Below are 26,289 nucleotides of genomic sequence, written 5' to 3' on the forward strand. Positions count from 1 at the left end.
AAAAATGGATATCGCTCAATTTCCGCAAATCAATCCGCCACAACGTCTTCTGATGGGGCCGGGGCCGATCAACGCCGATCCGCGCGTGCTGCGTGCCATGTCGAGCCAGCTTATCGGCCAGTACGATCCGGCGATGACCCACTACATGAACGACGTCATGGCACTCTACCGCGGCGTGTTCCGCACGGAAAACCGCTGGACGATGCTGGTGGACGGCACCTCCCGCGCGGGGATTGAAGCGATTCTGGTATCGGCCATTCGTCCGGGGGACAAAGTGCTGGTGCCCGTTTTTGGTCGCTTCGGCCATCTGCTGTGCGAAATTGCCCGCCGCTGCCGCGCAGAGGTCCACACCATCGAGGTACCGTGGGGCGAGGTGTTCACACCGGATCGGGTGGAAGATGCCATTAAACGCGTGCGTCCGCGCCTGCTGTTAACCGTGCAGGGGGATACGTCCACCACCATGCTGCAGCCGCTTGCAGAACTCGGGGCAATCTGCCGTCGTTACGATGTCCTGTTTTATACCGATGCTACCGCGTCGCTCGGCGGCAACGCCCTGGAGACCGATGCCTGGGGGCTGGATGCGGTCTCGGCGGGGATGCAGAAATGTCTTGGCGGTCCGTCCGGCACCTCGCCTGTTACCCTGAGCCCACGGATGGAAGAGGCAATCCGTCGCCGCAAATGCATCGAAGAGGGGATCCGTACCGATGCCCATCGCGACGGCGACGAGGAGATGATTTACTCCAACTATTTCGACCTCGGCATGGTGATGGATTACTGGGGACCCGAGCGTCTGAACCACCACACCGAAGCGACCACCGCGCTGTTTGGCGCCCGCGAATGTGCCCGCCTCATTCTGCAGGAAGGGCTGGATAACGGTATCGCCCGCCACAAGCTGCACGGGGATGCGCTGCTGAAAGGTATTCAGGCGATGGGACTCGAGACCTTCGGCGACCTCAGGCACAAGATGAACAACGTGCTGGGCGTGCTTATCCCTCAGGGCGTAAACGGTGACCAGGTGCGTAAACTGATGCTGGAGGATTTCGGCATTGAAATCGGTACTTCGTTTGGTCCGCTGCACGGCAAAGTGTGGCGTATTGGCACCATGGGCTATAACGCGCGTAAAGACTGCGTGATGACCACCCTGAGTGCGCTGGAGTCGGTACTGAACTACCTGACGTTTTCCACTACGCAGGGTGCCGCGATGCAGGCCGCGTGGGATCATTACCGCACTGAGACGGCGCTATGAATCACGCGACACGCCAGCAGGCGGCAGAACGTGTGATGGCCCGCGCCGATGCGCTGGCCGCCATCAGCGAAACCCAGGATTCCCTTACCCGCGTGTACCTCTCTGCCCAGCATCTGCAGGCTAACCAGCTGGTCGGGCAGTGGATGAACCAGGCGGGCATGACCGTCTGGCAGGACAGCGTGGGGAATATCTGCGGACGTTATGAAGGCGAGCAGGAGGGCGCACCGGCGGTATTGCTTGGCTCGCATCTGGATACCGTGCGCAATGCCGGGCGCTACGACGGGATGCTGGGAGTGCTGACGGCCATTGAAGTCGTTGACAGCCTGCATCAGCAGGGAAAACGGCTGGCGCAGGCCGTTGAGATTGTCGGCTTTTGCGATGAAGAGGGTACCCGCTTTGGTATCACGCTGTTGGGCAGCCGCGCGCTGACGGGCACCTGGCCTGCGGGCTGGCTCGACACGTGCGATGCCAGAGGTATCAGCGTGGCGCAGGCGATGGTACAGGCAGGGTTAGATCCCAGCCGTGTCGCGATGGCCGCAAGACGCCCGGATGATTTCAGCGCCTCTCTGGAGCTGCATATTGAACAAGGACCGTGTCTGGAACAGGCCGGTCTGGCGCTGGGCGTGGTTGAAGCCATTAACGGCGCGCGTCGTCTGAACTGCCGCTTCACCGGTGAGGCCGGCCACGCCGGGACCGTGCCGATGGCGCATCGTAAGGACGCGCTGGCCGCCGCCGCCGAATGGATGGTGCTGATTGAAAACACCACCCGTCAGCACGGCGGCAACCTGGTGGCCACGGTGGGTGAGTTGCGCTGTCTGCCTGGTGCGGTAAACGTCATCCCCGGCGAGGTCGCGCTCTCGTTAGATATTCGCGGCCCGCAGGATGCGCCGCTTGACCTTCTGCTTACTGCACTGCTGACGCAGGCGCAGGCGATAGCGGCCCGTCGCGGAATACATTTTGCAGCCGACGAATTTTACCGAATCGCCGCCACGCCATGCGATACACGTCTGCAGGCGCTGCTGGCGGAGGCTGTAGAATCGGTGCAGGGGAAGACATTATCGCTGCCGAGCGGTGCCGGTCATGACACCATCGCCCTGGCGGAGCGCTGGCCGGTAGGGATGTTGTTTGTGCGGTGTAAGGGAGGCGTCAGCCACCATCCGGCGGAATCGGTGATGGCTGAGGATGTCGCGCTGGCGATTGATGCCTTTACGCGTGCGGTAACGCGTCTGGCGGGTTAAGCGACTGAGCGTACCGCTTCATCGATGTCGGCACTCACCCGCACATCCTGCTCGTCAAACACCATGCAGTGGCGATCGTCAAAAGCCACATCAATTTGCTGCCACGGTGCGAATTTCACATCGCCCGGCAGCAAAATCTTCACATTGTCGTGGCCGTAGCACTGACCAAAGAGGTAGGTGTTATTGCCCAGACGCTCAACCACTTCACAGTTAAACGTCAGCCGCGTGCCGTGGCGGAGATCGGTGGTTAAATGTTCCGGACGGATGCCCAGCGTCACCGGGCTGCCTGCGTTCAACGGTGTGGTGGTCAGGGCCAGTGTGAGTGTCTTCTGCTGGGATAATCTCACCGTCAGCTCACCCGGTTGCCAGGCCTCTACCGTTGCCGGCAGGAAATTCATCTTCGGCGAGCCGATAAACCCGGCCACGAACTTGTTCGCCGGTTTGTAGTAGAGTTCCATCGGCGCGCCCATCTGCTCAACCTTTCCGTAGTTCATCACCACAATTTTATCAGCCAGGGTCATCGCTTCTATCTGGTCGTGGGTGACATACACCATGGTGGTTTTCAGTTCCTGGTGCAGACGGGCAAGATGCAGACGCATCTCCACGCGCAGCTCGGCATCCAGGTTGGAGAGCGGTTCGTCGAACATAAAGACCCGCGGATTACGCACGATGGCGCGGCCAATAGCCACACGCTGGCGCTGGCCGCCGGAAAGCTGCTTAGGTTTGCGATCCAGAAGGTGGGAAAGCTGCAGCGTTTTGGCCACCATCTCGACCTGATGGCGGATCTGATCTTTCGGCACCTTATTGACCTTCAGGCCGTAGCCCATGTTTTCGGCCACCGTCATATGTGGGTAGAGCGCATAGGACTGAAACACCATCGCCACGCCGCGGTGGGAGGGGGCAACGTCGTTCATCACCTCGTCACCAATTAACACTTCCCCTTCGCTAATGTCCTCCAGTCCGGCAATCATGCGCAGCATTGTCGATTTACCGCAGCCGGAAGGACCGACAAAGACGGCAAACTCACCGTCTTCAATCTCAAGATTCACGTTGTGCAAGGTTACGGTGTCGCCAAAGCGTTTGGTGACATTCCTCAATTGTATGTTCGACATCTGTATTCCCCGAGTAAACCGCCGCGTATGTATTACGTATAACAATTATTTGCTACATGGCTGGACGGTGCAATTTGTCTGCTCTGACTATAACTTCCAGTATTCACGCACCCTATACCGATATTCCATTAATGTTATGACGATCACACAACTTACAGTTTTTTGTAGAGTTATCATGATGTGAAGGGTAGCGTATACCAAACCAATGGCATTTGATGTTATACGTTGTACGCCAGTGTTAGTCGGTTTTCTGGCGAAGGTGTATGGCGGTGGAATGCAATAACAACCATAAAATTGTTATACCTTCACATGAGGTTGATAATGAAAAAGAACATACTCGCTGCTCTGATCCTCTCTACGCTCGCGGTGCAGGCTCACGCCACCACGCAGCTTAACGTCTGGGAAGACATCAAAAAGTCGTCCGGCATTAAAGACGCGGTCGCCGATTTCGAAAAGCAGTACGACGTTAAGGTTAACCTGCAGGAGATGCCTTACGCGCAGCAGCTGGAAAAACTGCGCCTCGACGGCCCGGCAGGAATTGGCCCGGACGTGCTGGTCATTCCCAATGATCAACTGGGCGGGGCGGTTGTGCAAGGGCTGCTGACCCCCCTGAATCTGGAGGCGAAGCAGACCGAACAGTACACGCCGGCGTCCATCAATGCCTTCAAAATGGATAACACCCTTTACGGTGTGCCGAAAGCGGTTGAGACGCTGGTGCTGATTTACAACAAAGACCTGATCGCGAAGCCGCTCAACTCACTTCAGGACTGGTATGACTTTTCTAAACAGCAGCGCGCCAAAAACCAGTACGGCCTGCTCGCCAAGTTCGACCAGATTTACTACAGCTGGGGGGCTATCTCCCCGATGGGCGGGTACATCTTCGGTAAAAACGATAAAGGCGGTTATAACGCCAGCGACGTGGGCCTGAACAAGCCGGGCGCGGTAGACGCGGTCACCTACCTGAAAAAATTCTATGCCGATGACGTGTTCCCGGCGGGGATCATCGGCGATAACGGTCTGAACGCGATCGATTCTCTGTTTACCGAGAAAAAAGCGGCAGCCGTCATCAACGGTCCGTGGGCGTTCCAGCCGTATGAAGCGGCGGGCATTAACTACGGCGTTGCGCCGCTGCCGACGCTGCCGGACGGTAAGCCAATGAGTTCATTCCTGGGCGTGAAGGGCTATGTCGTCTCTACCTGGAGCAAAGACAAAGCCATGGCGCAGAAATTTATCGAATTTATCAACCAGCCGCAGTACGTCAAAACGCGCTATATCGCGACGCGTGAAATTCCGCCGCTGACCGCGATGATTGACGATCCGCTCATTAAGAACGACGAGAAAGCCAGCGCGGTTGCCGTGCAGGCCGCACGGGCGACAGCGATGCCGGGCATTCCGGAAATGGGTGAAGTCTGGGCTCCGGCGAACGCGGCCCTCGAGCTGAGCCTGACCGGTAAACAGGATCCGAAAGCCGCGCTCGACAGCGCAGAAAAACAGGTTCAGATGCAAATCGAAGCCATGCAGGCCAGCAACCAGTAGTTTTCTGACGTCGCAGAACGGGAGGGCGTCTCTCCCGTTTTTTGAAAGGAGTTGTTTGTGAGTATCATCCCGGAACATTTTGCCAAACCGCGCGTGGCCGGGCGTCACGCCTGGACCAGCCTGCTGCTGGCGGTCATTCCCGGCTTCGGTCAGTTTTACCACCGTCAGTGGCTGAAAGGGGTCATCTTCCTGGTGCTGCTTGCCAGTTTTATCGGCGTATTTGCTGATTTTCTGCGCGAAGGGCTGTGGGGACTGGTGACGCTGGGTGAGGAGGTGCCGCGCGACAACTCCATCTTCCTGCTGGCGGAGGGGATCATCAGCGTGTTAATCGCGGCGTTCGGCGTGATGGTGTATTACCTGTCGATGCGTGACGCGTGGGTCAATGGCCTGAAACGTGACGAAGGATTGCAGCTTAACAGCGTGCGTAAACAGTATCAGATGCTATTGAGCGACGGCTTCCCGTATCTGATGATCACCCCGGGCTTTATCCTGCTGGTGTTTGTGGTGGTGTTTCCCATTTTGTTCGGGTTTGCCATCGCCTTTACCAACTACAACCTCTACCACACGCCGCCGGCTAAGCTGGTTGACTGGGTCGGGTTTAAGAACTTCATCAATATCTTTACGCTCTCTATCTGGCGTTCCACCTTCTTCGACGTGCTGCAGTGGACGGTGGTCTGGACGCTGCTCGCCACTACGCTGCAGTGTACGGTGGGCGTACTGCTGGCGATTCTGGTGAACCAGAAAGATTTACGCTTTAAGCCGCTGATCCGCACCATCTTTATTTTGCCGTGGGCGGTGCCGGGCTTTGTCACTATCCTGGTTTTCGCCGGGATGTTTAATGACTCGTTCGGGGTGATTAACAGCGCCATTCTGGCCTTCTTTGGGATTGCGCCTAAAGCCTGGATGACCGATCCGTTCTGGACCAAAACGGCGCTGATCATGATGCAAACCTGGCTTGGTTTCCCGTTTGTTTTCGCCATGACCACCGGCGTGCTGCAGGCCATTCCTGATGACCTGTATGAAGCGGCCACCATGGACGGCGCCAGCAGCTGGACCCGGTTGCGGACCATTACGCTGCCGCTGGTGCTCTACGCCATTGCGCCGATCCTGATTACGCAATACACCTTCAACTTCAATAATTTCAACATCATCTATCTGTTCAATAACGGCGGGCCGGCGGTAGTGGGGTCGAATGCGGGCGGCACCGACATTCTGGTGTCGTGGATCTACAAACTGACGATGTCATCTTCGCAATATGCCATTGCGGCGACCATCACCATCCTGCTGTCTGTTTTTGTCGTCGGCCTGGCGCTATGGCAGTTCCGCGCCACCAAATCTTTCAAAAATGACGACATGGCGTAAGGGACGTAACAATGGCTAAATCACAAAGTATTAAACGTGAGAAGTGGGTCCGCCTTTCACTCTCCTGGCTGGTTATTGTGCTGGTGTCGGTCATCATCATTTACCCGCTGGTGTGGACGGTGGGCGCCTCACTCAACGCGGGCAACAGCCTGTTAAGCTCCTCTGTTATTCCGCAGAACCTGTCGTTCCAGCATTACGCCGACCTGTTTAATGGTCAGGTGAATTACATGACGTGGTACTGGAACTCGATGAAAATCAGCTTCCTGACCATGGTGTTGACCTTAATCAGCGTTAGCTTTACCGCCTATGCCTTCTCGCGTTTTCGCTTTAAGGGGCGGCAGAACGGACTGATGCTCTTCCTGCTGCTGCAGATGATCCCGCAGTTCTCGGCGCTGATTGCCATCTTCGTGCTCTCGCAGCTGTTGGGCTTAATCAACAGCCATCTGGCGCTGGTGCTGATTTACGTTGGCGGCATGATCCCAATGAACACCTATCTGATGAAGGGCTACCTGGACGCCATTCCTAAGGATCTGGATGAGTCCGCGCGCATGGACGGAGCCAGTAACTTCCGCATCTTCATCGAGATCATCATGCCGCTTTCCAAACCCATTGTGGCGGTGGTGGCGCTGTTCTCCTTCACCGGGCCGCTGGGGGATTTCATTCTCTCCAGCACCATTTTGCGCACCCCGGACAAATACACCTTACCCATCGGGCTTTATAACCTGGTGGCGCAAAAAATGGGTGCCAGTTACACCACCTACGCGGCAGGCGCGGTGCTGATTGCGGTGCCGGTCGCGATCCTCTATCTGGCCTTACAAAAATACTTCGTCTCCGGTCTGACCTCCGGGAGTACTAAGGGATAACCATGAATAGACTCAAACCCGCTTTGCTTGCTGTTTGTCTTTCTTGCGGTCTTGCCGCGAGTGCGTTCGCCGCGGACGGGGTAAAAACGCGTCCTTTTAACGCCATGCCGGCAGACTTTATTAAGGGGGCGGACATCTCGACGCTGCTCGAGGCGGAACAGCATGGCGCAACATTTTATAACCAGAACGGCCAGCAGCAGGACGCGATTGCCATTCTGAAAGCCAACGGCGTGAACTATGTGCGCCTGCGTTTGTGGGTGGATCCGCAGGATGCCAACGGAAATACCTACGGGGGCGGCAGTAACAATCTGGAAAACACGCTGGCGCTGGCGAAGCGCGTGAAGGCCCAGGGCATAAAACTCCTGCTCGATTTCCACTACAGCGATTTCTGGACCGACCCGGGCAAACAGTTCAAACCTAAAGCCTGGGAGAAGATGGATTACCCGCAGCTTAAAACGGCAATCCATGACTATACGCGCGACACCATTGCCCGCTTTAAAAAAGAGGGCGTGCTGCCGGATATGGTCCAGATTGGTAATGAAATCAATGGCGGAATACTCTGGCCGGAAGGCAAAAGCTGGGGGCAGGGTGGCGGTGAGTTTGACCGCGTAGCCGGGTTACTCAACGCCGCAATCAGCGGGCTGAAAGAGAACCTGACCGACGGCGAGCAGGTGAAAATTATGCTGCACCTGGCCGAAGGCACTAAAAATGACACCTTCCGCTGGTGGTTTGATGAGATCACGAAGCGCGATGTGCCGTTCGATATTATCGGCCTGTCGATGTACACCTACTGGAATGGTCCGATCGGCGCGCTGAAAGCCAATATGGATGACATCAGCAAACGCTATAACAAAGACGTCATTGTGGTGGAAGCGGCCTATGGCTATACGCTGGAGAACTGCGATAACGCAGAAAACAGTTTCCAGGCCAAAGAAGAGAAGGACGGTGGCTACCCCGGCACCGTGCAGGGTCAGTACGATTATATCCACGATTTAATGCAGGCCGTGATTGACGTTCCCGATCGTCGCGGTAAAGGCCTGTTTTACTGGGAGCCGACCTGGATTGCCGTACCGGGCACCACATGGGCCACCAAAACCGGCATGAAATATATCCATGATGACTGGAAAGAGGGAAATGCCCGCGAAAACCAGGCGTTATTTGATTGTCATGGCAAAGTGCTGCCGTCGATAACGGTATTTAAATAGTATTCTGTTTCACTTCAGGACGTTTTTAATATGAATAAATTTGCGCCTTTAAGTTCGAAGGTCGCTGCGTTATTGCATGGCGCCGACTATAACCCGGAGCAATGGGAGAATTACCCTGGTATTATTGAAAAAGATATTGCCATGATGCAGCAGGCGAAATGTAATGTCATGTCGGTGGGCATATTTAGCTGGGCGAAGCTCGAACCGCGTGAAGGGGAATATGATTTTGTCTGGCTGGATAACGTCATTGATAAATTATATTCAGCGGGGATCCATATTTTCCTCGCCACGCCGAGCGGTGCGCGCCCGGCATGGATGTCGCAAAAATACCCGCAGGTGCTGCGCGTAGGGCGTAACCGCGTGCCTGCGCTGCACGGTGGGCGTCATAACCATTGTATGTCTTCCCCGGTGTACCGTGAGAAGACATTGAAAATGAATACCTTACTGGCTGAACGTTATTCACAGCACCCGGCGGTGCTGGGCTGGCATATCTCCAATGAGTACGGCGGTGAGTGCCACTGCGATCTGTGCCAGGAGCGCTTTCGCGACTGGCTGAAAGCGCGCTACAAAACCCTGGATGCGCTGAACCACGCATGGTGGAGCACCTTCTGGAGCCACACCTATAGCGACTGGTCGCAGATTGAGTCCCCTGCGCCGCAGGGCGAGGTGTCCATTCACGGTCTGAACCTCGACTGGCGCCGCTTTAATACGGCGCAGGTAACAGATTTCTGCCGCCATGAGGTTGCGCCGCTAAAAGCCGTCAACGCAGCGTTGCCGGTGACGACCAACTTCATGGAGTACTTCTACGATTACGACTACTGGCAGCTTGCGAAAGCGATCGACTTTATCTCCTGGGACAGCTACCCGATGTGGCACAAGGAGAAAGACGAAACCCAGCTCGCCTGCTACACCGCCATGTACCACGACATGATGCGCAGCCTGAAAGGCGGCAAACCTTTTGTGCTGATGGAGTCCACACCGAGTACCACCAACTGGCAGCCGACCAGCAAGCTGAAAAAGCCGGGGATGCATATTCTCTCGTCAATGCAGGCGGTGGCACACGGGGCCGATGCGGTGCAGTACTTCCAGTGGCGTAAAAGCCGCGGTTCGGTGGAGAAATTCCACGGGGCGGTTATCGACCACGTGGGGCATCTTGATACGCGTGTCGGGCGCGAAGTGACGCGTCTGGGCGAAATGCTTCAGCGTCTGCCGGGGGTGGTCGGGTGTCGCACGCAGGCACGGGTGGCGATTATCTTCGACCAGCAAAATCGCTGGGCGCTGGACGATGCCGAAGGGCCGCGCAACATGGGGATGGAGTACGAAAAAACCGTTAACGAACACTACCGTCCGTTCTGGGAAAAAGGCATCGCGGTGGATGTGATTGATGCCGACGGCGATCTCAGCCAGTACGCGCTGGTGATTGCGCCGATGCTTTATATGGTGCGGGAAGGCTTCGCCGAACGCGCAGAAGCGTTTGTCGCCGGGGGCGGCCATCTGGTGACCACCTACTGGAGCGGCATCGTGGATGAAAGCGATCTTTGTCATCTCGGCGGGTTCCCGGGGCCGCTGCGTAAACTGCTCGGCATCTGGGCAGAAGAGATCGACTGTCTCGGTGAGGGAGAACGTAATCTGGTACAGGGGCTGGCGGGTAATGCGGCTGGCCTGCAGGGGCCGTATCAGGTTCGTCATCTGTGCGAGCTGATCCATGTCGAAAACGCTCAGCCGCTGGCGACCTACCGGGATGATTTCTACGCCGGTCGGCCTGCCGTGACGGTGAACCGTTTCGGTAAGGGGAAAGCGTGGCATGTGGCGTCGCGCAACGATCTGCCGTTCCAGCGTGATTTCTTCGCCGGGATTATAGACGAACTGGCGCTGCCGCGGGCCATGGAATGCGATTTCCCACCGGGTGTAGTGGCAACGGCCCGCACGGACGGCGAAACCACGTGGGTGTTTGTGCAGAACTACACCGCCCAGCAGCAGCTCATTACGCTGCCGCAGGGGTATACCGACTGCATGACCGATGCCGCCGCCGCGGGTGATACTGCTCTGCTGCCGTGGGATTGTCGGGTACTCAGGCGTAAAGCGTAGTCGCTGAGGGCGTCGCGTCGTACAACCCTGGCTAATCAATCTGAAGGCGCCTGCTCTATGAGCAGGCATTTTTTTATCTGCATAACAGAGAGGCGTATTATGGACAGTGAAATAACTCAGCGTTTAATTCCTGCATTTGGCGGCGACGATAATATCGAACATGTTGAAGCCTGCATTACCCGTCTGCGCGTCACGGTAAAAGATTTAAATAAGGTGGATACGCAGGCGTTACAACAGGAGGGGGCGCTGGGCGTAATTATTATTGGCCAGCAGGTGCATGCGATATTTGGCCGGCAGTCTGATACCTTGCGGCAATTATTAGATGCGCATTTTAATCATTAACATTAAAAAAGGGATAGCCAAAATAATGGCTATCCCAAACGAGGAGAATAGACTGCCAGTTGTTGGAGATACAATAACGATTAACGCATATCAGGAAATAAACATTACCACCAGGCTTCCACCTGCACGCCAAAATTCCAGGTATTATTTGCGGTGCCGTCTTCGAAGGATTGTCCTTTCTCGGAGTCATTCAGGTAAGAGGCGAAGACGCGCAGTTCAGGACGCGACATAAAATCAGGCCCATCCGCCAGTCCGAGTGCGAGGGTGTACTTCTCTCCGCTCTGCTTGTAGCTGGAGCCGTCGGTGTAGGTATCTTTCTGGTAGAAACCGCCCACTTCACCAATCAGACGCACGTATTCGGTGAACTGGTACTGCGCGCGACCCACCAGAGAGACAAGGCGCGATTTATCGGTGAATTGCGTGGTGTCATCCGCCGAGCCCCAGGTCAGCACGTGGTTGAAGGAGAGCTTGTCCGTAATCGGAATTAAGCCGGTGTTAATCACACGGTAGCCGCTGGCGTCGTTCACGTAGTTCCACATGTCATACCAGCCGCCGCCCTGGGACACCATGTTTTGCGCCAGGCCTTTGTTCGCATACTGCAGCACCAGCTTGTTGTAGCCGCCTAACATGTCCTGGCTGATCTCACCGGTGACCATGACGCCGTTGTCGGCCTCATACAGCCCACCGTACTCTTTCTGCTTATTGGTGGGGTTTGGCATGGCGTAATCAATGCCCACTTCAGTCCATGCACCCGCCCACGGCTTCCAGCCCGCATAGCGAAGGTCGATGTAGTTGATATTGACGTCGCTATCGCCGTCCACGCGGTAGTCCACGTCGTTGGCATCGCCACGGATCCAGGCCACGGACACCGCACCCGGTCCGAGGGTGTAGTTTTCGATACCAGCACCCGCGCCTGAGATGTTCCAGTATTTGGTGTCAATGATGTGCAGGTCATGGCGCTGGTAGTAGCGCTTACCGCCCCAGATTACCGCGTTCGGATCGCCAGGGATCAGCCCCTTGATCTGCAGATTCAGCTGACGCAACCCGAACTGCGCATCGTCGCCGAAGGTGGTTTCATTGTCGTTAGAGCCGTCAGAGACCATGCTCACCATGCTGTCGAGGTAGAAGCTGACATCGTTCTTTTTGTACACCTCTGAGCCCAGCTCCAGCTCGCCGTAGGTATCGGCCTCGTTACCCAGACGGCCAATTTTATTTTTTTGCCACTCCTCCATCCCACCATCCCGTGAGACACCCACACCAGAGCGAAGATACCCATGAAAATCAATTGGTACTGAAGACGCTGCAAACAGCGAAGGAGACGCTAACGCGGCAGCCAACGCAACAGATACAGAGCGGATCGTCGTGTTCATTGTTACCCTCTTATTGTTTTGTAATACGTTCACAAATCCGCTGTCATAAAATGCCTAAACCTTTTTTCTGGCAATTGCGTGATCGTTAATCTGTGATTAAGTGCAAATAAAATAGCCAATTTTGTTACGATTGATGAGGTGTGACCAGAAATGTAGTATTGTGAACGTAATACTTTTTGATGGTGTTATGGTAGCCAGAAGTGGCCAGTGGGCGTTTTTTTATATCGCCCCTGATACAATCAGCGCATAACAACATAAGGAACCGGACCATGAAGTCGAAAAGCGCAACGTTAGAGGACGTCGCACGCCATGCGGGCGTCTCCTATCAGACCGTGTCCAGGGTACTGAATAAATCTGCCAATGTATCCGAAGCCACGCGTCACAAGGTGGAGAAATCCATAGAGTTATTGCGGTATGTCCCGAACCGCCTGGCGCAGCAGCTGGTCGGAAAGCAGACCCAGACCGTCGGACTGGTGACGATTTCGCTGGCTTTGCATGCGCCGTCACAGGTCGCCGCGGCGGTAAAACGCTATGCAAATGTGGAAGGGTATCAGGTGTTGATCTCCATGATTGATGAGAACGTCAACCACAGCATCCAGGATTCGATCAATGAACTGAAATCTCAGCTCGTCAGTAAGGTGATCATCAATGTCCCGCTGGAAGCAGAGCAGGCGCAGAAAATCGCGACGGACAACGACGATATCGTCTGTCTGTTCCTCGACGTTGACCCTTACAGTTCCGTGTTTAACGTTTCGTTTAACCCGGCAGATGGCACCCGTGCCAGCGTCAAATATCTCTACGAACTGGGGCACCGGGAAATCGCGTTGCTGGCGGGGCCTGCGTCTTCTGTCTCGGCGCAGCTCAGGCTGAAAAGCTGGATTGAAACCCTGAAAGGTTACGGTCTGGAGCCGGCCTCGGTGATCCGCGGGAACTGGGACGCGCAGAGCGGTTACGCGGGTGCGCTGCAGATGCTGCGCGAGACGCCGCAATTCTCTGCCGTGCTGGTGGCCAACGACCAGATGGCGCTGGGGGTACTAAGTGCTTTCCATCAGCATCAGATTTCCATTCCGGGTGAAAAATCGGTGATTGGCTACGATGACACCTACGAAAGCTCATTCTTCTATCCGGCATTGACCACGGTATCGCTGGACCTGGATCTGCAGGGGAAAGAGGCGGTGCGCCGCATTCTCGACAGTGGCGAAGACAATGCCGTGCGCATGTCATCCATTTTGCCTGCCCGGCTGGTGGTGCGGCAGTCGACCGGGCCGAAAGGTGAGAAGGGCAAAAACCTGCAGGTACTGGCGCAACAGCTTCGTGATATCGCACATCAGCTTGGCGATATGTAAAACGGTGAGCACCTCAACCCGGTGGGTGAGGTGCTGCACTCTTATTCCAGCCCCAGCGTGTACTGCGCAATCTTGAAGTAGATAATCAGACCGGTTCCGTCGATAAGCGTCGCGATAAAGGGCGCGGAAACGACGGCCGGGTCAATGCCGCAGCGCTTCAGTACCATCGGAATAACTGACGAGACAATCGCACTCCACAGCGTAATACAGACCAGCGTCAGGCTGACGATAAGGGTAATTTCCAGCCCGATACCCATCATCCAGGCGCGAACACACCCGGCAAGACCAAGCGTGGCGGCAATCATCAGCGAGGTGGTCATCTCCTTTCGTAACACGCGGCCAACGTCGCGCAGACGCACTTCACCCAGTGCCATTGCACGCACCAGCGTGGAGGTGATCTGCGTCCCGCTGTTCCCACCGGTTCCTATCAGCAGCGGAATAAAAAAGGCCAGGGCAATGGCGGATTCCAGCGCCTCTTCGAAGTGCTGAATAACCGAGCTGGTATAGGCTTCAGCGACAAACAACAGCAGCAGCCAGACGGAGCGTTTTTTCCACAGGCTGAAGGGGCTGGTTTCCAGATACGGCTTTTCCAGCGGCAGCGTTGCTCCCTGGAGCTGGGCATCTTCGGTGACATCATCTTCCAGCAGATGGGCGATTTCGCGTTCGGTCAGGCAGCCGACCACTTTACCGTGCGTGACCACCGGCACGACATCCGCCTCGCCGTGGGCCAGCAGCCCGGCGACATCGGCACGCTCGTCTTCCGGTTTGACCTGCAGAAACTGAGAAATCATCAGCGTTTTCACCGGCTGTACCGTATCGGCGGTCTGCAGCAGTTTGCGCACCGCAACCATGCCTGCCAGCCGACCGTTATCTTCGAGGAAAATATGCGATGGAATATCATCGTCTTTTAATTTTTCGAAAAATTGCTCGCGTGCCAGCGCCACGCATAATGAAATATCGAGGACGATAAAATCGGTATTCATATATTGCGCGATTGCGCTGTCATTGAATGCCAGGTTTTGATTGTGAATAGCGTAAGACATAGTGAATTCCCTTTGAATAATAAAATCTCTCAGGGGCGAGCAAGACAGGGCATGTCGAAGAGGAGATCCCCACGTCCTGGGTTCAGCACTGTACACCGTATCCCGTAAGGGAAGTTATACTGACAAAGCCTTGATTCGACAGTGCCTGTTTTACCCTGTGCCGGTTCTCTCGAACCCACCAGAGCGATAACGTGTATTTGTACAGGAGCCTCGCCATAACGAGATCGTTGTAAAACGAGAGGGATAATACGCCACTTTAAAAATCGCGCTGTGGAATTTAAAAGACGTTTAAGAAACGTTTAGAACAATAATTTAATCCCGCGTATTAATGACATCGATTAATCATCAATGACGGTGGTTATTGCTCAAGAGAGTATAATTCCACGCCTCTGTGTTTCTAATGGCGCTGACATTTTCGCGTGTCGTTAATGCCTTCCTGCTGGAGGTCTGAGCGGTTGATACCCCATTTAAGGTTGTTCGTTTCTAATGGTCAGCATCACGAACGCTGCGGGGTGGAATATGACGTGGTTTGACAATCTGCTGAATCATTTTGCGCTCTATCCGACGCATCTGTTCGCGCTGCTTTTCGTCATCGCGCTGAGCAAGTCTACGGTACTGGTTTCCTCCGTGCTTCCGCCGGCCTCGGTGATGCTGCTGGCAGGGATCACCGTCAGCCAGACCAGCCTACATCCGGCACTGACGTGGCTGGCTGTCGCGGCGGGGGCCACAACAGGGTCGGTATTGAATTATCATATCGGCCAGTTGATGGGCCACACGCGGCTGGTCACGCGCTTCACCTCCCGGCACGCCGAGAAATTTTTGCGGGTACAACATCAGCTGCAGAAAAACGGCGTGCTGGTGCTCTTTACCGCGCGTTTCCTGGCGGTGCTGCGTTATATCGTCCCGCTGGCAGCGGGCATGCTCAGACTGAACGCGGCGAAGGTGTACGCGGTAAGCCTGATTTCAGCCGTCGTATGGGCGGCGCTGTATGTCGGCATCGTCACCGGCATCAGCGCCTTTTGACCTACAGGTTTCCCATTCCGCCGTCGACCAGCAGTTCCGTTCCCACCATATAGCGCGATTCGTCAGAGGCAAGATAGAGCGCGGCTTTCGCCAGCTCCGTCGGCGTGCCCATTCTGCCCAGCGGCACAAGTTTGGTGATATCCCCCAGCATCGCCTTGAGCGCTTCCTCGCTTAACCCCGTTTTATTAAATGCCGGTGTTTCTACCGGACCCGGGCTCAGGCCGTTGACGCGAATACCGCGCGGCAACAACTCCCCTGACAGCGTGCGTGCCAGCGACAGTAATCCCGCCTTGCTGGCGGCATAAACGCTGCTGGCAGGCAGCCCGATGCGGGCGCTCACGGATCCGCACAGGATCACAGAGGAGGGATTATTGAGCAGCGGCAGCAGGGCCTGAATCAAAAAGAACGGTCCTTTAAGGTTGATGCCCATCAGGCGATCCCAGGCGTCTTCCTGCCACTCTTCAAGCAGCCCGTGCGTCACATCGCCGGCGTTAATAAACACGGCATCAAGACGCGACCAGCAAGAGGCGAGCGTGTCCGCCAGCGCTTTTTGCGCGGCGATGTCACCCGCATCGGTCGGAATAACCCAGGCATTATCGCCCAGAATGCGTTGTGCTTCGGCAAGAGTATCCGGGTTACGTCCGGTGACAGCAACGTGCGCCCCTTCGGCAATAAATTCCTGCGCGGTAGCGAGACCAATACCGGAAGTGCCGCCGGTAATCAGCGTATATTTACCTGCTAAACGACCCATGTGCTTCTCCTGAAATGACTCTGGAGAAAGCACTATAGAAACGTTAGTATCGAAAGGAAACCAGGTACCATTTGGATACTAATGAGGCAAGAGGTGTGCTATGGCGGAATCACTCACTATACCCTGTGAAAAAAAATCTGAGGTTTATCTCTGCCCGATGACGCAGTTTGTAAACCTGATTTCCGGTAAGTGGGCCATCCCGGTGCTCTATCGCCTGATTATGCTCAATGCACCGGTCCGGTTTGGCGATCTGCTGCGCGCCGCTGCCCCCATCACGCAAAAAGAGCTCACGAAGCAGTTGCGCCTGTTTGAGCAGCGCGGGCTGGTGTCGCGCACTATCTACCCGGAGATCCCACCGCGGGTGGAGTATCAGATAACCGCGCTGGGGTTAACCCTCCAGAGCGCGCTCTCCCCGCTGGCCGACTGGATGAGCGAATACGGCGATCGCCTTGAAAAGTAATCCTCAGTTTGCGAAACGCTTCCCGGAAAATTGTCACGAATCTGTCACACTCACTGCGACATTTTAAAACGAGTGAGGAATTAGGGATGAGAAAAGCACTACTTGCGCTGGCAATCGCCGGTTCCATTGCAGTGACATCTGGCGTGCAGGCGCAAGAGACGCCGGAAGGGTATCAGCTGGAACAAGTTTTAATCATGAGTCGCCATAATTTGCGCGCGCCGCTCGCCAATAATGGCAGCGTGCTCGAGCAATCCACACCGAAGCAGTGGCCAGAATGGGAGGTGCCAGGCGGTCAGCTCACCACCAAAGGTGGCGTGCTTGAAGTCTATATGGGCCACTATATGCGTGAGTGGCTGGCACAGCAGGGGATGGTGAAAACCGGCGAGTGCCCGGCCGCGGATAGCGTATATGCCTATGCCAACAGCCTGCAGCGCACTGTCGCCACCGCGCAGTTCTTTATCACCGGCGCCTTCCCGGGGTGCGATGTGCCTGTGCATCATCAGGAAAAAATGGGCACCATGGATCCGACCTTTAACCCGGTGATTACGGATAACTCACCTGCATTCCGTGAAAAAGCGCTGAAGGCGATGGAGACTGAGCGGCAGAAAATGCAGCTTGGCGAGAGCTACAAGCTGCTGGAGCAGATGACGAATTACGCCGATTCACCGTCCTGTAAAGAGAAGAACGTGTGCTCGCTGGCGGAGGCGAAAGATACCTTCAGTGCCGACTATGAAAAAGAACCTGGCGTATCGGGGCCGTTAAAAGTCGGTAACTCGCTGGTGGATGCCTTCACGCTGCAGTATTACGAAGGCTTCCCGGCAGACCAGGTTGCCTGGGGTGAAATTAAAACCGATCAACAGTGGCGCGTGTTGTCGCAGCTGAAAAATGGCTATCAGGACTCGCTGTTTACCTCCACCGAGGTGGCGCAAAACGTGGCCAAACCGCTGGTGAAGTATATCGACCAGGCCCTCGTCACCGGGCAGGCGAAAGCGCCGAAAATCACCCTGCTGGTAGGGCATGATTCCAATATCGCGTCGCTGCTTACGGCGCTGGATTTCAAACCGTACCAGCTGCATGACCAGCATGAGCGGACGCCAATTGGCGGGAAAATTGTTTTCCAGCGCTGGCATGATAAAAGCGCCAACCAGGAGCTCATGAAGATTGAGTATGTCTATCAGAGCGCCGACCAGTTGCGTAACGCCAGCGTACTGTCACTGGATGCGCCGGCACAGCGTGTGACGCTGGAACTGAAGGGGTGTCCGGTTGATGCGAACGGTTTTTGCCCAATCGATAAATTCAATGCGGTGATGAATAACGCGGCGAAATAGGTAAAACCCCCCGCTCAGGCGGGGGGAAACGTTCAGACGTTTTTACGTTCGATGGTTTGCTCACCCCAGAAGAGCGCGTCTTTGTCCGTTTTCCCGAAGGCACGTTCCAGCACTTCATCGCTGCCTTCTTCCCAAATCTGCTCTGCCAGCTTCTCGTCATAGTTCGCGACTTCAAAAATGGCTTCGGCGATCTCCGGAGAGGTGTTGCGTAAACTTGCCCATTCACCCACGCGGTGGGCTTTGGATTCTTGAGTTGGCATACTTGTCCTCCTGTTGAGTTAGCCGTTCAGTTTTTTGGCGAGGCCTGCGACATACTCACCCTGATAGCGGGCGATAGTGAGCTCTTCGTTGCTCGGCTGTCGGGAGCCATCGCCACCGGCAATGGTGGTGGCGCCGTACGGTGTCCCGCCACGAACCTGGGAAATATCAAACAGTTCCTGCGCGCCGTAGCCAATCGGCACAATCACCATCCCATGATGAGCAAGGGTAGTCCAGGTTGACGTAATCGTCTGCTCCTGACCGCCGCCGGTCCCGGTGGAGCTGAAGACGCTGGCGAGTTTGCCGTATAACGCTCCGGATGCCCAAAGTCCTCCGGTTTGATCGAGGAAGGTCCGCATCTGGCCTGACATATTGCCAAATCGGGTAGGGGTGCCGAAAATAATGGCATCGTAATCAGCCAGTTCCTGCGGGGTGGCAACCGGGGCATTTTGTGTTTTCCCCCCGGCTTTGGCGAACGCCTCAGCCTGCATCGTTTCCGGTACGCGTTTCACCACAACTTCTACGCCGTCCACTCTGTTTGCACCTTCTGCTACCGCGTGAGCCATGGTTTCAATGTGTCCATACATGGAATAATAGAGCACCAGAACTTTTGCCATTTTGCATCACTCCTCGTTTGTGTTTTCTGACAGCGGATCGCTGCGTTCATTTAAAGATATGTCATCACAGCCAGACTGCAAAAATGAACGGCATTTCTTTGATTTATAACAATATGGATACAAAAGCGCTTTGTAGCAAAATGAAACAACTTTCCCGCTGCGGATTTTTAAAATGATAAGAAAGGCTTATAAATGGCCGTCGCGTAATCTCACCCGAATGGCTGAGATCATGTTGCAGAATATTACCTCTGACTTGCCGGATAGCCGCATTCCACTAAGCTTAATTTCACGCGGCACAGATAAAGGCACTGTCCTTCAGCCGCGCGGTGAAAGAATCCTCTTTTACTGAATGCAATATGATGTCTAATGTTTCACACTCTGGAGGTTAGAGATGGCAAACCATCGTGGTGGTTCAGGTAATTTCGCTGAAGACCGTGAAAGAGCATCAGAAGCAGGTCGTAAAGGTGGCCAGTCTAGCGGGGGGAATTTCAAAAATGACCCTCAGCGCGCATCAGAAGCTGGCAAAAAAGGGGGCAAAAACAGTCATGGCAGCAATAAGTAATACGCCGGGCTGATACCCTGCCGCCGGGATCTCCCGGCGGTTTTTTATTTCTGCAACATTGAACTGTAACCAAAGGCATCGCACACTAGAGGATTGATGCTTATTTGCTGGTGCCGCATGTCTCTCTCCCGTTTCACATTCTCCGTCAAACCTCAGGAAGCCCTTCTCATTCTGATCACCATGTTCTGGGGCGGAACCTTTCTTGCCGTCCAGTACGCGGTCACGCTGAGCGGTCCGTTCTTTTTTGTCGGCCTGCGCTTTGCGACGGCGGCGATTGCCGTGGGATTACTCTCGCTTAAAACCTTGCGCGGGCTGACGCTTAAAGAACTGAAGGCCGGGGTGGCCATTGGGGTTGCGATTGCCATGGGCTACAGTCTGCAGACGTGGGGATTGCAGACCATTACCAGCAGCAAATCGGCGTTTATCACCGCCATGTATGTGCCGCTGGTGCCGTTACTGCAATGGCTCTGTCTGGGGAGAATACCGGGTCTGATGTCTTGCACGGGGATCGTGCTGGCGTTTATTGGCCTTATCTTGCTTGCCGGCCCGGAAAACAACCTGCTGGCGCTGGGGCCGGGCGAAATCATTACGCTGGTGGGCGCTATCGCGATTGCCGCGGAAATTATTCTGATCAGCGCCTGGGCTGGCAAAGTGGACGTCAAACGCGTCACCGTGGTTCAGCTGGCGACCGCGTCGCTGGTGGCTTTTGCCACCATGGTGCCGGCAGGGGAGTCTGTTCCGCCGATGTCCACCGGGCTGGTTGTGGTAGCGCTGGGGCTGGGTATCTTTAGCGCCATTATCCAGGTCACCATGAACTGGGCGCAGCGCAGCGTTTCCCCGACGCGTGCGACGGTTATCTATACCGGCGAACCGGTATGGGCGGGCATTTTCGGGCGTATCGCCGGAGAGCGTTTACCGCTGCTGGCGCTGGTGGGTGCGGTGTTTATTGTCGCCGGCGTGCTGGTGAGTGAGCTGAAGCTGAAACGGAAGAAAAAAGCGCTGCCAGAGCGTGACAGCGCTGCGATAAATCAAGAGTCCTGATGTACCACGTCGCCCTGCGGTGCGGCCGCTTCCCGGCGGCTCAGCAGGGCGTTAAGCAGGATTGCGCCAAAGGTTGCGGTGCCAATCCCACCAAGGGTGAAGCCGCCCAGCGTCAGGGCAAAATCTCCCGCCCCCAGCACCAGCGTGACCGCCACCATAATCAGGTTGCTGTTCTGGCTCAGATCGACACGGTGCTGCACCCAGATGCGTGCCCCGGCAACGGCAATCAGACCAAATACCACAATCGATGCCCCACCAATCACCGGCGCGGGAATGGTGTGGATCAGCGCGCCGAATTTCGGTGAGAAGCCGAGGAGCATCGCCATCACCGCTGCCGCCACGAAGACCAGGGTGGAGTAAACTTTGGTCACTGCCATCACACCAATATTTTCAGCGTAGGTCGTTACACCGCTGCCGCCGACCGAGCCGGAGAGCATGGTAGCCAGACCGTCGCCGACAAAGGCGCGGCCCATGTAAGGGTCCATGCTGCGCCCGGTCATACCCGCAACGGCTTTCAGATGGCCTAAGTTTTCTGCCACCAGGATCACCGCAACCGGCGCGATTAACATCATCGCCTGCGTGTTAAAGACCGGAGACGTCACCTGCGGCAGGCCGAACCAGGCGGCGTTATGCAGCAGCGTAAAATCAACCGGCTTGCCCAGACCGAAGACGTTTGCCAGCAGAGCGTACACCAGACAGGCAACGATTAACCCCACCAGGATCAACAGTCGCTGGATCATCCCCCGCGTAAACACCGCCACCAGGCCAATGCAGAGTACCGTGATCACCGCCATCCAGCTTTCAAAGGGCGAACCGGAGACGCTTCTGACGGCTATTGGCGCAAGGTTCAGACCAATTGCCATCACCACTGCCCCGGTGACGACGGGAGGCATCATCCGCTCTATCCAGCGCGTCCCGACCTTCATGACCACCAGGCCAATCAGCGTGTAGACCAGCCCGCAGGCGATAATGCCGCCGAGCGCGACGCTCAGATTCGGGTTGATGCCCTGACCGTTAAAGCCGGTGGTGGCGATGACCACGCCGACAAACGCAGCGCTGGAACCAAGATAGCTGGGCACGCGCCCGCCGGTGATGAAAAAGAACAGCAGGGTACCGATACCCGACATCAGAATAGACAGATTGGGATCAAGCCCCATCAGCATGGGCATCAGCACCGTTGCGCCGAACATCGCGACCGCGTGCTGAACCCCCATCACTAAGGTAGGCCCGAGCGGGAGCCTTTCATCCGGCGCGACCACGCCAGGTTCCGTAGAGGTCGATTTCAACTGCCAGTGGGGAAAACCGAACATTGCCATGAGCTGACTCCTTAAGGAGGGTTAACAGGCGGGTCGCATAAGCGCGTGATAGCCGCGGTCAAACCACACCAGCCCTTGCGGCGCGGGGTGGCGAATAATCGAAACGATGTCGCAAAACAGGATGTCGTGCGTGCCCACGCTCACCACCTGGCTGATACGGCAGTCAAACGAGGCCAGCGCCTCCTCCAGACGCGGGCACCCCGTTTCGCCGGTCTCCCAGCGCGCGGCGGCGAAGCGCTCGTCCATCGGGGTTTTCCCCCCAAACAGGTTTGATAGCGGCTCTTGTCCGGCGCTCAGGGTATTGACGCACAGGGTGCGGTTTTCACTGAAAGTGGGCCAGACGGATGCGCCTCGGTTCAGGCATACCAGCAGCGTGGGCGGTGAATCCGTTACGCTGCACACCGCGCTGGCGGTGAAGCCCGCCATCCCGGCAGGACCGTCGGTGGTGATGATATTGACCGCCGCACCGACGCAGGCCATGGCATCACGGAAGGTTTGTTTATCGGGTGTCATCATGATGGCTCCTTATGCCAGTGCGCATGCGTCTTCAAAGGCCAGGCGCGGCAAACGGCCGTAGAGTTTGCTGGTATCGCCATAGCCAATATTGATAAGCAGATTACTTTTCAGCGACGTGCCGGTGAAAAACGCGTCGTCGACTTTTTGGCGATCAAAGCCTGACATTGGGCCCGTATCGAGCCCCAGCGCCCGACAGGCGAAAATCAGGTAAGCCGCCTGCATCGCGCTGTTGCGAAAGGCGGTCTCTTCGGCAAGCGCCGGGCTTGAGGTAAACCAGCTCCGCGCATCCCCGTGGGGGAACAGGGCGGGCAGGCGTTCATAAAATTCACTATCCCAGGCGACAATCGCCGTGACCGGGGCGGTGAGGGTTTTCTCCAGGTTGCCGCTGGAAAGCGCCGGGCGCAGTTTTTCTTTTCCCTCTGCGCTTCGTACAAACACAATCCGCGCTGGCGAGCAGTTGGCGGACGTGGGACCCCATTTCATCAGGTCGTAGATCTCGCGCAGCGTCTCGTCGCTGACGGGGATCGCCTGCCAGCCGTTATGGGTGCGTGCGCCGGTAAACAGTGATGCCAGCGCGCCAGGGGTAATCGCTTCGCTCATCAGGGCTCCTTATAAAGCGGGTTCAGGGCTGTGCAGCAGGCTGGCAAGCCCGTTCAGCAGCAGCGTATTAAAAGTTTCTGGCTCGGTGACGTTGCAGGCGTGCCCGCCCTGGCGCATCACCACCTTGTGGCTGCCGGGGATGGCCGCCTGCAGCTCAGTGGAACAGACCGCAGGGATGAGCAGATCGTCGGCGGAGCAGATGAGGTGTACCGGGCAGTGAATGCGTGACGCATGGCGACTGAAGTCCGCTTTCTTCAGGGCATTCAGCCTGTGCAGCAGGTTGTTTTTGCCCTGGAAGTGGGCCAGTGCCAGGGCCTCTTCGGCCTCCAGGCGTGGCGCGCGGGCGGCCATCCAGTCGGCCGGGTAAAGAAACAGCGGCTGCGCCTCTACCCACGCCTGTGCGCCGCCTGCATGAAGCAGGCGTTCACGGATCTGGAAACAGCGTCGGGTATGAGCATTCAGAGTGAGCCAGCCGTTCACGCACACCAGCGCGCTGAGGGCATCGGGGTGGTCGAGCGCCAGCTGCAGGCCGATCAGCGCTCCCAGCGCATGACCCACGACGCAGTAACGAACGATCCCGGCGGCATTCAGCGCCCGGGCCAGCTCGTCGGCCATCATCGCCAGGCTGTAGGCTTCCGGCAGCACGTCGGGATTATTGCCCGTCCCGCGCTGGTCGTAGCACACCACCTGGTACTCTTGCTCCAGGACGGCAAGCTGCGGTAGCCAGTAGCTGCCGCCCCCGCCAAGCCCGGCAATCAGGACAACCGTGGGCGCGCCGTCGTAAGGGGGAGGTGAGACAGAGAGCTTCATGGCCGCCTCACTTTGCGATGTGTGCAACGGTCGCGATTTCAACCAGCGCATCTGGCTTCACCAGCCCACACTGAATGCAGAACCGGGCCGGTTTATCACCGGGAAAGAACTCGGCGTAAATGTCGTTAATCGCGGCGTAGTTTTTCCAGTCGGTGATAAAGATACTGTTGAACGTCACATCCTCCATTGTGCCACCCGCTGTTTCGATCACTTTTTTGATCGTCTCCAGCACGTGGCGGGTTTGCGCCTTTGGGTCGTTGGGGTAGACCACGTTATTGTGCTGATCAAACGGCAGCGTGCCGGATACATACACCACACCATCGGCCAGCGTGCCGGGCACGAACGGGGCAATCGGGGTACTGGTTCCTGGCGGAATAATCACGGATTTCGGCATGGTCTTGTTCCTCAGGCAATACGGGCTAACGGTGGATTCAGGGCGTCGCAAAAATCCGCGACGTTGCTGACCCAGCCAAAAAAGGTTTCGATGTTGAACAGGGCCGCTTGCTGCGCAAACGCCGGCCCGGCCTGATGGGTGGCGTCTTCCAGCACCACGCCAAAATATTCCAGGAAGAAGCCGTCGCGCAGGGTGGATTCCACGCAGACGTTGGTAGCGATGCCGGTAAAGACCAGATGACGGATCCCCCGGCTGCGCAGCAGGCTGTCGAGCGGGGTGTTAAAAAAGCCGCTGTAGCGCGGTTTGGGCAGCACGATATCGCCTGCCTCTGGCACCAGCTCATCCACCAGCTGGTAATCCCAGCTGCCTTTCGCCAGCAGTGTGCCCTGCAGTTCGGGCCGTTTGCGCATGGTTTTCAGGGCGTTCGATTTATGGAAATTGGGAGATCCCGGGCCACCGGCCTCCACATATTGATCGTCCCAGCCGTTCTGGAACCAGACGATCAGCATGCCTGCCGCGCGGGCTGCGTTGACTGCGGTTTTAATGTTCTCAATCACCGGTCGGGTGGCGGAGACGTCAAATCCTGCCAGATCCAGATAGCCGCCCTGGCTGGCATAGGCGTTTTGCATATCCACCACAATCAGGGCGCTTTGGTGCGGCGCAAAGGTGATGGCTTCCGGACGTGCTGCAAGCGTGGTCATTACGCGACCTCCTTTGTGATGGCAGGAATGTGGGCGCGGCACTGCATCAGCGGCTGAATGCGCTCGCCGAATGTTTCCACACCGGTCAGGAACTCATCGAAGGTCAGCAGCACGCCTTCCGCACCGGGCACGGCGGCCACTTCATCGAGCATTCTGGCGACGCTGTCATAGGAACCGACCAGCGTGCCCATGTTGATGTTGACCGCTGAGGTCGGGTCGGCCATCTGACGGACGTTGGTGTCCGAGCCGGAACGGGTATCTTTCTGGCTCTGTTCGGTGAGCCAGCTCAGCGCTTCATCGTCCGCGCCCGCCTTATACCGTTCCCATTTCGCGCGGGCGGCGTCGTCGGTTTCGTCGGCAATGACCATAAACAGGACATAGGAACCCACATCGCGACCGGTTTTGTTCGCGGCCTCTTTCATGCGTGCCGCGGTCGGGGCGAAGGCGGCTGGGGTATTCACGCCTTTGCCAAAGCAGAAGTTGAAGTCGGCGTATTTAGCGGAGAATTCCATTCCTGCGTCGCTCTGCCCGGCGCAGATCACTTTCATCGGGGCGGAAGGCTGCGGGCTGACGCGGCAGTCGTTCATGGTGAAGTAGTCACCTTTGAAGTCGCTTTTGCCGGTGCCCCAGAGATCGCGCAGCACCTGCACATACTCGGTCAGGTAGTCGTAGCGGCGGGAGAAATACTCGTCGCCCGGCCAGATCCCCATCTGCTCATATTCAGGTTTTTGCCAGCCCGTAACCAGGTTAACGCCAAAGCGACCACCGGAGATGGAGTCGATGGTGGAGGCCATTCTGGCAACGATCGCCGGCGGCAGGGTGAGGGTGGCGGCCGTCGCGTAGATCTGAATGCGCGAGGTGACGGCTGCCAGCCCGGCCATCAGGGTGAAGGACTCCAGGTTGTGATCCCAGAATTCGGTTTTGCCGCCGAAACCACGCAGCTTGATCATCGAAAGCGCAAAATCGAAATGGTAGTGCTCCGCCTTCTGCACGATAGCTTTATTCAGCTCAAAAGTAGGCATGTATTGCGGGGCGGTGGTCGAGATTAGCCAGCCGTTGTTGCCGATAGGTACAAATACGCCAATTTTCATCACGAACCTCTCTTTACGACGTTGCAGGTAAAGAGGGTTTTGCAAAGGCAATGCCAGTTTTGAAAATGGC

27 protein-coding genes and 1 riboswitch are annotated in these 26,289 nt (G+C 56.5%); of the genes, 14 read left to right on the top strand and 13 right to left on the bottom strand.

Going from position 1 to position 26,289, the window contains the following annotated elements; all coding sequences use genetic code 11:
• The first annotated feature begins 4 nt into the window (after positions 1-4).
• Both BJP35_RS12850 and hpxK read left to right on the top strand, forming a co-directional pair.
• A complete protein-coding gene (locus BJP35_RS12850; protein ID WP_047357204.1) occupies positions 5-1,246 on the top strand; it encodes an alanine--glyoxylate aminotransferase family protein in 1,242 nt (413 codons plus the stop codon).
• The gene (gene hpxK, locus BJP35_RS12855; protein WP_086463305.1) at positions 1,243-2,484 is read left to right on the top strand and encodes an allantoate amidohydrolase; all 1,242 of its coding nucleotides are present in this window, start codon (positions 1,243-1,245) and stop codon (positions 2,482-2,484) included. Before BJP35_RS12850 ends, hpxK begins: the two co-directional genes overlap by 4 nt.
• On the opposite strand, the gene BJP35_RS12860 is transcribed toward hpxK, so the two are convergent.
• Positions 2,481-3,596 (bottom strand): ABC transporter ATP-binding protein, encoded by a 1,116-nt coding sequence (locus BJP35_RS12860; RefSeq protein ID WP_020884735.1) that lies wholly within the window; start codon positions 3,594-3,596, stop codon positions 2,481-2,483. The two genes, hpxK and BJP35_RS12860, sit on opposite strands and share 4 nt — an antisense overlap.
• 321 nt (positions 3,597-3,917) lie before the next feature.
• On the opposite strand from BJP35_RS12860, the gene BJP35_RS12865 reads away from it, so the two are divergent.
• From BJP35_RS12865 to BJP35_RS12890, 6 genes are all read left to right on the top strand, one after another.
• Complete coding sequence (locus tag BJP35_RS12865) at positions 3,918-5,132, top strand: extracellular solute-binding protein (protein WP_040017105.1); 1,215 nt, start codon at positions 3,918-3,920, stop codon at positions 5,130-5,132.
• 57 nt (positions 5,133-5,189) lie between these two features.
• The gene (locus BJP35_RS12870; RefSeq protein ID WP_086463306.1) at positions 5,190-6,494 is read left to right on the top strand and encodes a carbohydrate ABC transporter permease; all 1,305 of its coding nucleotides are present in this window, start codon (positions 5,190-5,192) and stop codon (positions 6,492-6,494) included.
• Positions 6,495-6,505: 11 nt separating this feature from the next.
• Positions 6,506-7,357, top strand: a complete 852-nt coding sequence (locus BJP35_RS12875; RefSeq protein ID WP_014169479.1) for a sugar ABC transporter permease — start codon at positions 6,506-6,508, stop codon at positions 7,355-7,357.
• Positions 7,358-7,359: 2 nt separating this feature from the next.
• The gene (locus BJP35_RS12880) at positions 7,360-8,562 is read left to right on the top strand and encodes an arabinogalactan endo-beta-1,4-galactanase (RefSeq protein ID WP_086463307.1); all 1,203 of its coding nucleotides are present in this window, start codon (positions 7,360-7,362) and stop codon (positions 8,560-8,562) included.
• A 30-nt stretch (positions 8,563-8,592) separates the two neighbouring features.
• Positions 8,593-10,650 (top strand): beta-galactosidase, encoded by a 2,058-nt coding sequence (locus BJP35_RS12885; RefSeq protein WP_086463308.1) that lies wholly within the window; start codon positions 8,593-8,595, stop codon positions 10,648-10,650.
• A 99-nt stretch (positions 10,651-10,749) separates the two neighbouring features.
• Positions 10,750-10,992, top strand: coding sequence for a glucose PTS transporter subunit EIIB (locus tag BJP35_RS12890; RefSeq protein WP_025204491.1), 243 nt, complete (start codon positions 10,750-10,752; stop codon positions 10,990-10,992).
• A 104-nt stretch (positions 10,993-11,096) separates the two neighbouring features.
• Here the strand turns inward: BJP35_RS12890 and BJP35_RS12895 are convergent, their stop codons facing one another.
• On the bottom strand, positions 11,097-12,362 hold the full coding sequence (locus BJP35_RS12895) for a maltoporin (RefSeq protein ID WP_032681282.1): 1,266 nt from the start codon (positions 12,360-12,362) through the stop codon (positions 11,097-11,099).
• 269 nt (positions 12,363-12,631) lie between these two features.
• On the opposite strand from BJP35_RS12895, the gene BJP35_RS12900 reads away from it, so the two are divergent.
• Positions 12,632-13,708, top strand: a complete 1,077-nt coding sequence (locus BJP35_RS12900; RefSeq protein WP_020884728.1) for a LacI family DNA-binding transcriptional regulator — start codon at positions 12,632-12,634, stop codon at positions 13,706-13,708.
• Positions 13,709-13,749: 41 nt separating this feature from the next.
• Here the strand turns inward: BJP35_RS12900 and BJP35_RS12905 are convergent, their stop codons facing one another.
• Complete coding sequence (locus tag BJP35_RS12905) at positions 13,750-14,751, bottom strand: magnesium transporter (protein ID WP_020884727.1); 1,002 nt, start codon at positions 14,749-14,751, stop codon at positions 13,750-13,752.
• 60 nt (positions 14,752-14,811) lie between these two features.
• Positions 14,812-14,981, bottom strand: a riboswitch (M-box (ykoK) riboswitch).
• Positions 14,982-15,270: 289 nt separating this feature from the next.
• Between BJP35_RS12905 and BJP35_RS12910 the strand changes: the two genes are divergently transcribed.
• Positions 15,271-15,774, top strand: coding sequence for a DedA family protein (locus BJP35_RS12910; protein WP_032681280.1), 504 nt, complete (start codon positions 15,271-15,273; stop codon positions 15,772-15,774).
• Between the two features lies 1 nt (position 15,775).
• On the opposite strand, the gene BJP35_RS12915 is transcribed toward BJP35_RS12910, so the two are convergent.
• On the bottom strand, positions 15,776-16,525 hold the full coding sequence (locus BJP35_RS12915) for an SDR family oxidoreductase (protein ID WP_041162528.1): 750 nt from the start codon (positions 16,523-16,525) through the stop codon (positions 15,776-15,778).
• A 100-nt stretch (positions 16,526-16,625) separates the two neighbouring features.
• Between BJP35_RS12915 and BJP35_RS12920 the strand changes: the two genes are divergently transcribed.
• Both BJP35_RS12920 and agp read left to right on the top strand, forming a co-directional pair.
• Complete coding sequence (locus BJP35_RS12920; protein ID WP_020884724.1) at positions 16,626-16,985, top strand: helix-turn-helix domain-containing protein; 360 nt, start codon at positions 16,626-16,628, stop codon at positions 16,983-16,985.
• An 86-nt stretch (positions 16,986-17,071) separates the two neighbouring features.
• The gene (gene agp / locus BJP35_RS12925) at positions 17,072-18,313 is read left to right on the top strand and encodes a bifunctional glucose-1-phosphatase/inositol phosphatase (protein ID WP_047744299.1); all 1,242 of its coding nucleotides are present in this window, start codon (positions 17,072-17,074) and stop codon (positions 18,311-18,313) included.
• A 32-nt stretch (positions 18,314-18,345) separates the two neighbouring features.
• Here agp and BJP35_RS12930 read toward each other — a convergent pair whose 3' ends face one another.
• Entirely contained in the window at positions 18,346-18,573 is a 228-nt protein-coding gene (locus BJP35_RS12930; protein WP_014169490.1) for a YccJ family protein, read from the bottom strand.
• An 18-nt stretch (positions 18,574-18,591) separates the two neighbouring features.
• Positions 18,592-19,188, bottom strand: coding sequence for an NAD(P)H:quinone oxidoreductase (gene wrbA / locus BJP35_RS12935; RefSeq protein ID WP_014169491.1), 597 nt, complete (start codon positions 19,186-19,188; stop codon positions 18,592-18,594).
• A 391-nt stretch (positions 19,189-19,579) separates the two neighbouring features.
• Here wrbA and BJP35_RS12940 point away from each other — a divergent pair, with 391 nt between their 5' ends.
• Complete coding sequence (locus tag BJP35_RS12940) at positions 19,580-19,750, top strand: general stress protein (protein ID WP_001273664.1); 171 nt, start codon at positions 19,580-19,582, stop codon at positions 19,748-19,750.
• Positions 19,751-19,867: 117 nt separating this feature from the next.
• The gene (locus BJP35_RS12945; protein ID WP_032677851.1) at positions 19,868-20,791 is read left to right on the top strand and encodes a DMT family transporter; all 924 of its coding nucleotides are present in this window, start codon (positions 19,868-19,870) and stop codon (positions 20,789-20,791) included.
• Here the strand turns inward: BJP35_RS12945 and rutG are convergent.
• The 7 genes from rutG to rutA are packed head-to-tail and all read right to left on the bottom strand — an operon-like array spanning position 20,779 to position 26,219.
• Entirely contained in the window at positions 20,779-22,107 is a 1,329-nt protein-coding gene (gene rutG / locus BJP35_RS12950) for a pyrimidine utilization transport protein G (protein ID WP_014169495.1), read from the bottom strand. The two genes, BJP35_RS12945 and rutG, sit on opposite strands and share 13 nt — an antisense overlap.
• A 21-nt stretch (positions 22,108-22,128) precedes the next feature.
• Complete coding sequence (gene rutF, locus BJP35_RS12955) at positions 22,129-22,623, bottom strand: NADH-dependent FMN reductase RutF (RefSeq protein WP_014169496.1); 495 nt, start codon at positions 22,621-22,623, stop codon at positions 22,129-22,131.
• Between the two features lie 9 nt (positions 22,624-22,632).
• On the bottom strand, positions 22,633-23,223 hold the full coding sequence (locus BJP35_RS12960; protein ID WP_025204485.1) for a malonic semialdehyde reductase: 591 nt from the start codon (positions 23,221-23,223) through the stop codon (positions 22,633-22,635).
• A gap of 9 nt (positions 23,224-23,232) precedes the next feature.
• Entirely contained in the window at positions 23,233-24,033 is an 801-nt protein-coding gene (gene rutD, locus BJP35_RS12965) for a pyrimidine utilization protein D (protein ID WP_020884719.1), read from the bottom strand.
• Positions 24,034-24,040: 7 nt separating this feature from the next.
• The gene (gene rutC, locus BJP35_RS12970; RefSeq protein WP_020884718.1) at positions 24,041-24,427 is read right to left on the bottom strand and encodes a pyrimidine utilization protein C; all 387 of its coding nucleotides are present in this window, start codon (positions 24,425-24,427) and stop codon (positions 24,041-24,043) included.
• Between the two features lie 11 nt (positions 24,428-24,438).
• Positions 24,439-25,128, bottom strand: coding sequence for a pyrimidine utilization protein B (gene rutB / locus BJP35_RS12975; RefSeq protein WP_020884717.1), 690 nt, complete (start codon positions 25,126-25,128; stop codon positions 24,439-24,441).
• Complete coding sequence (gene rutA, locus BJP35_RS12980) at positions 25,128-26,219, bottom strand: pyrimidine utilization protein A (protein ID WP_086463309.1); 1,092 nt, start codon at positions 26,217-26,219, stop codon at positions 25,128-25,130. Before rutA ends, rutB begins: the two co-directional genes overlap by 1 nt.
• Positions 26,220-26,289: the final 70 nt, after the last annotated feature.

This window comes from Enterobacter sp. J49, assembly GCF_002148625.1.
GTDB classification, from domain to species: Bacteria; Pseudomonadota; Gammaproteobacteria; order Enterobacterales; family Enterobacteriaceae; genus Enterobacter; species Enterobacter ludwigii.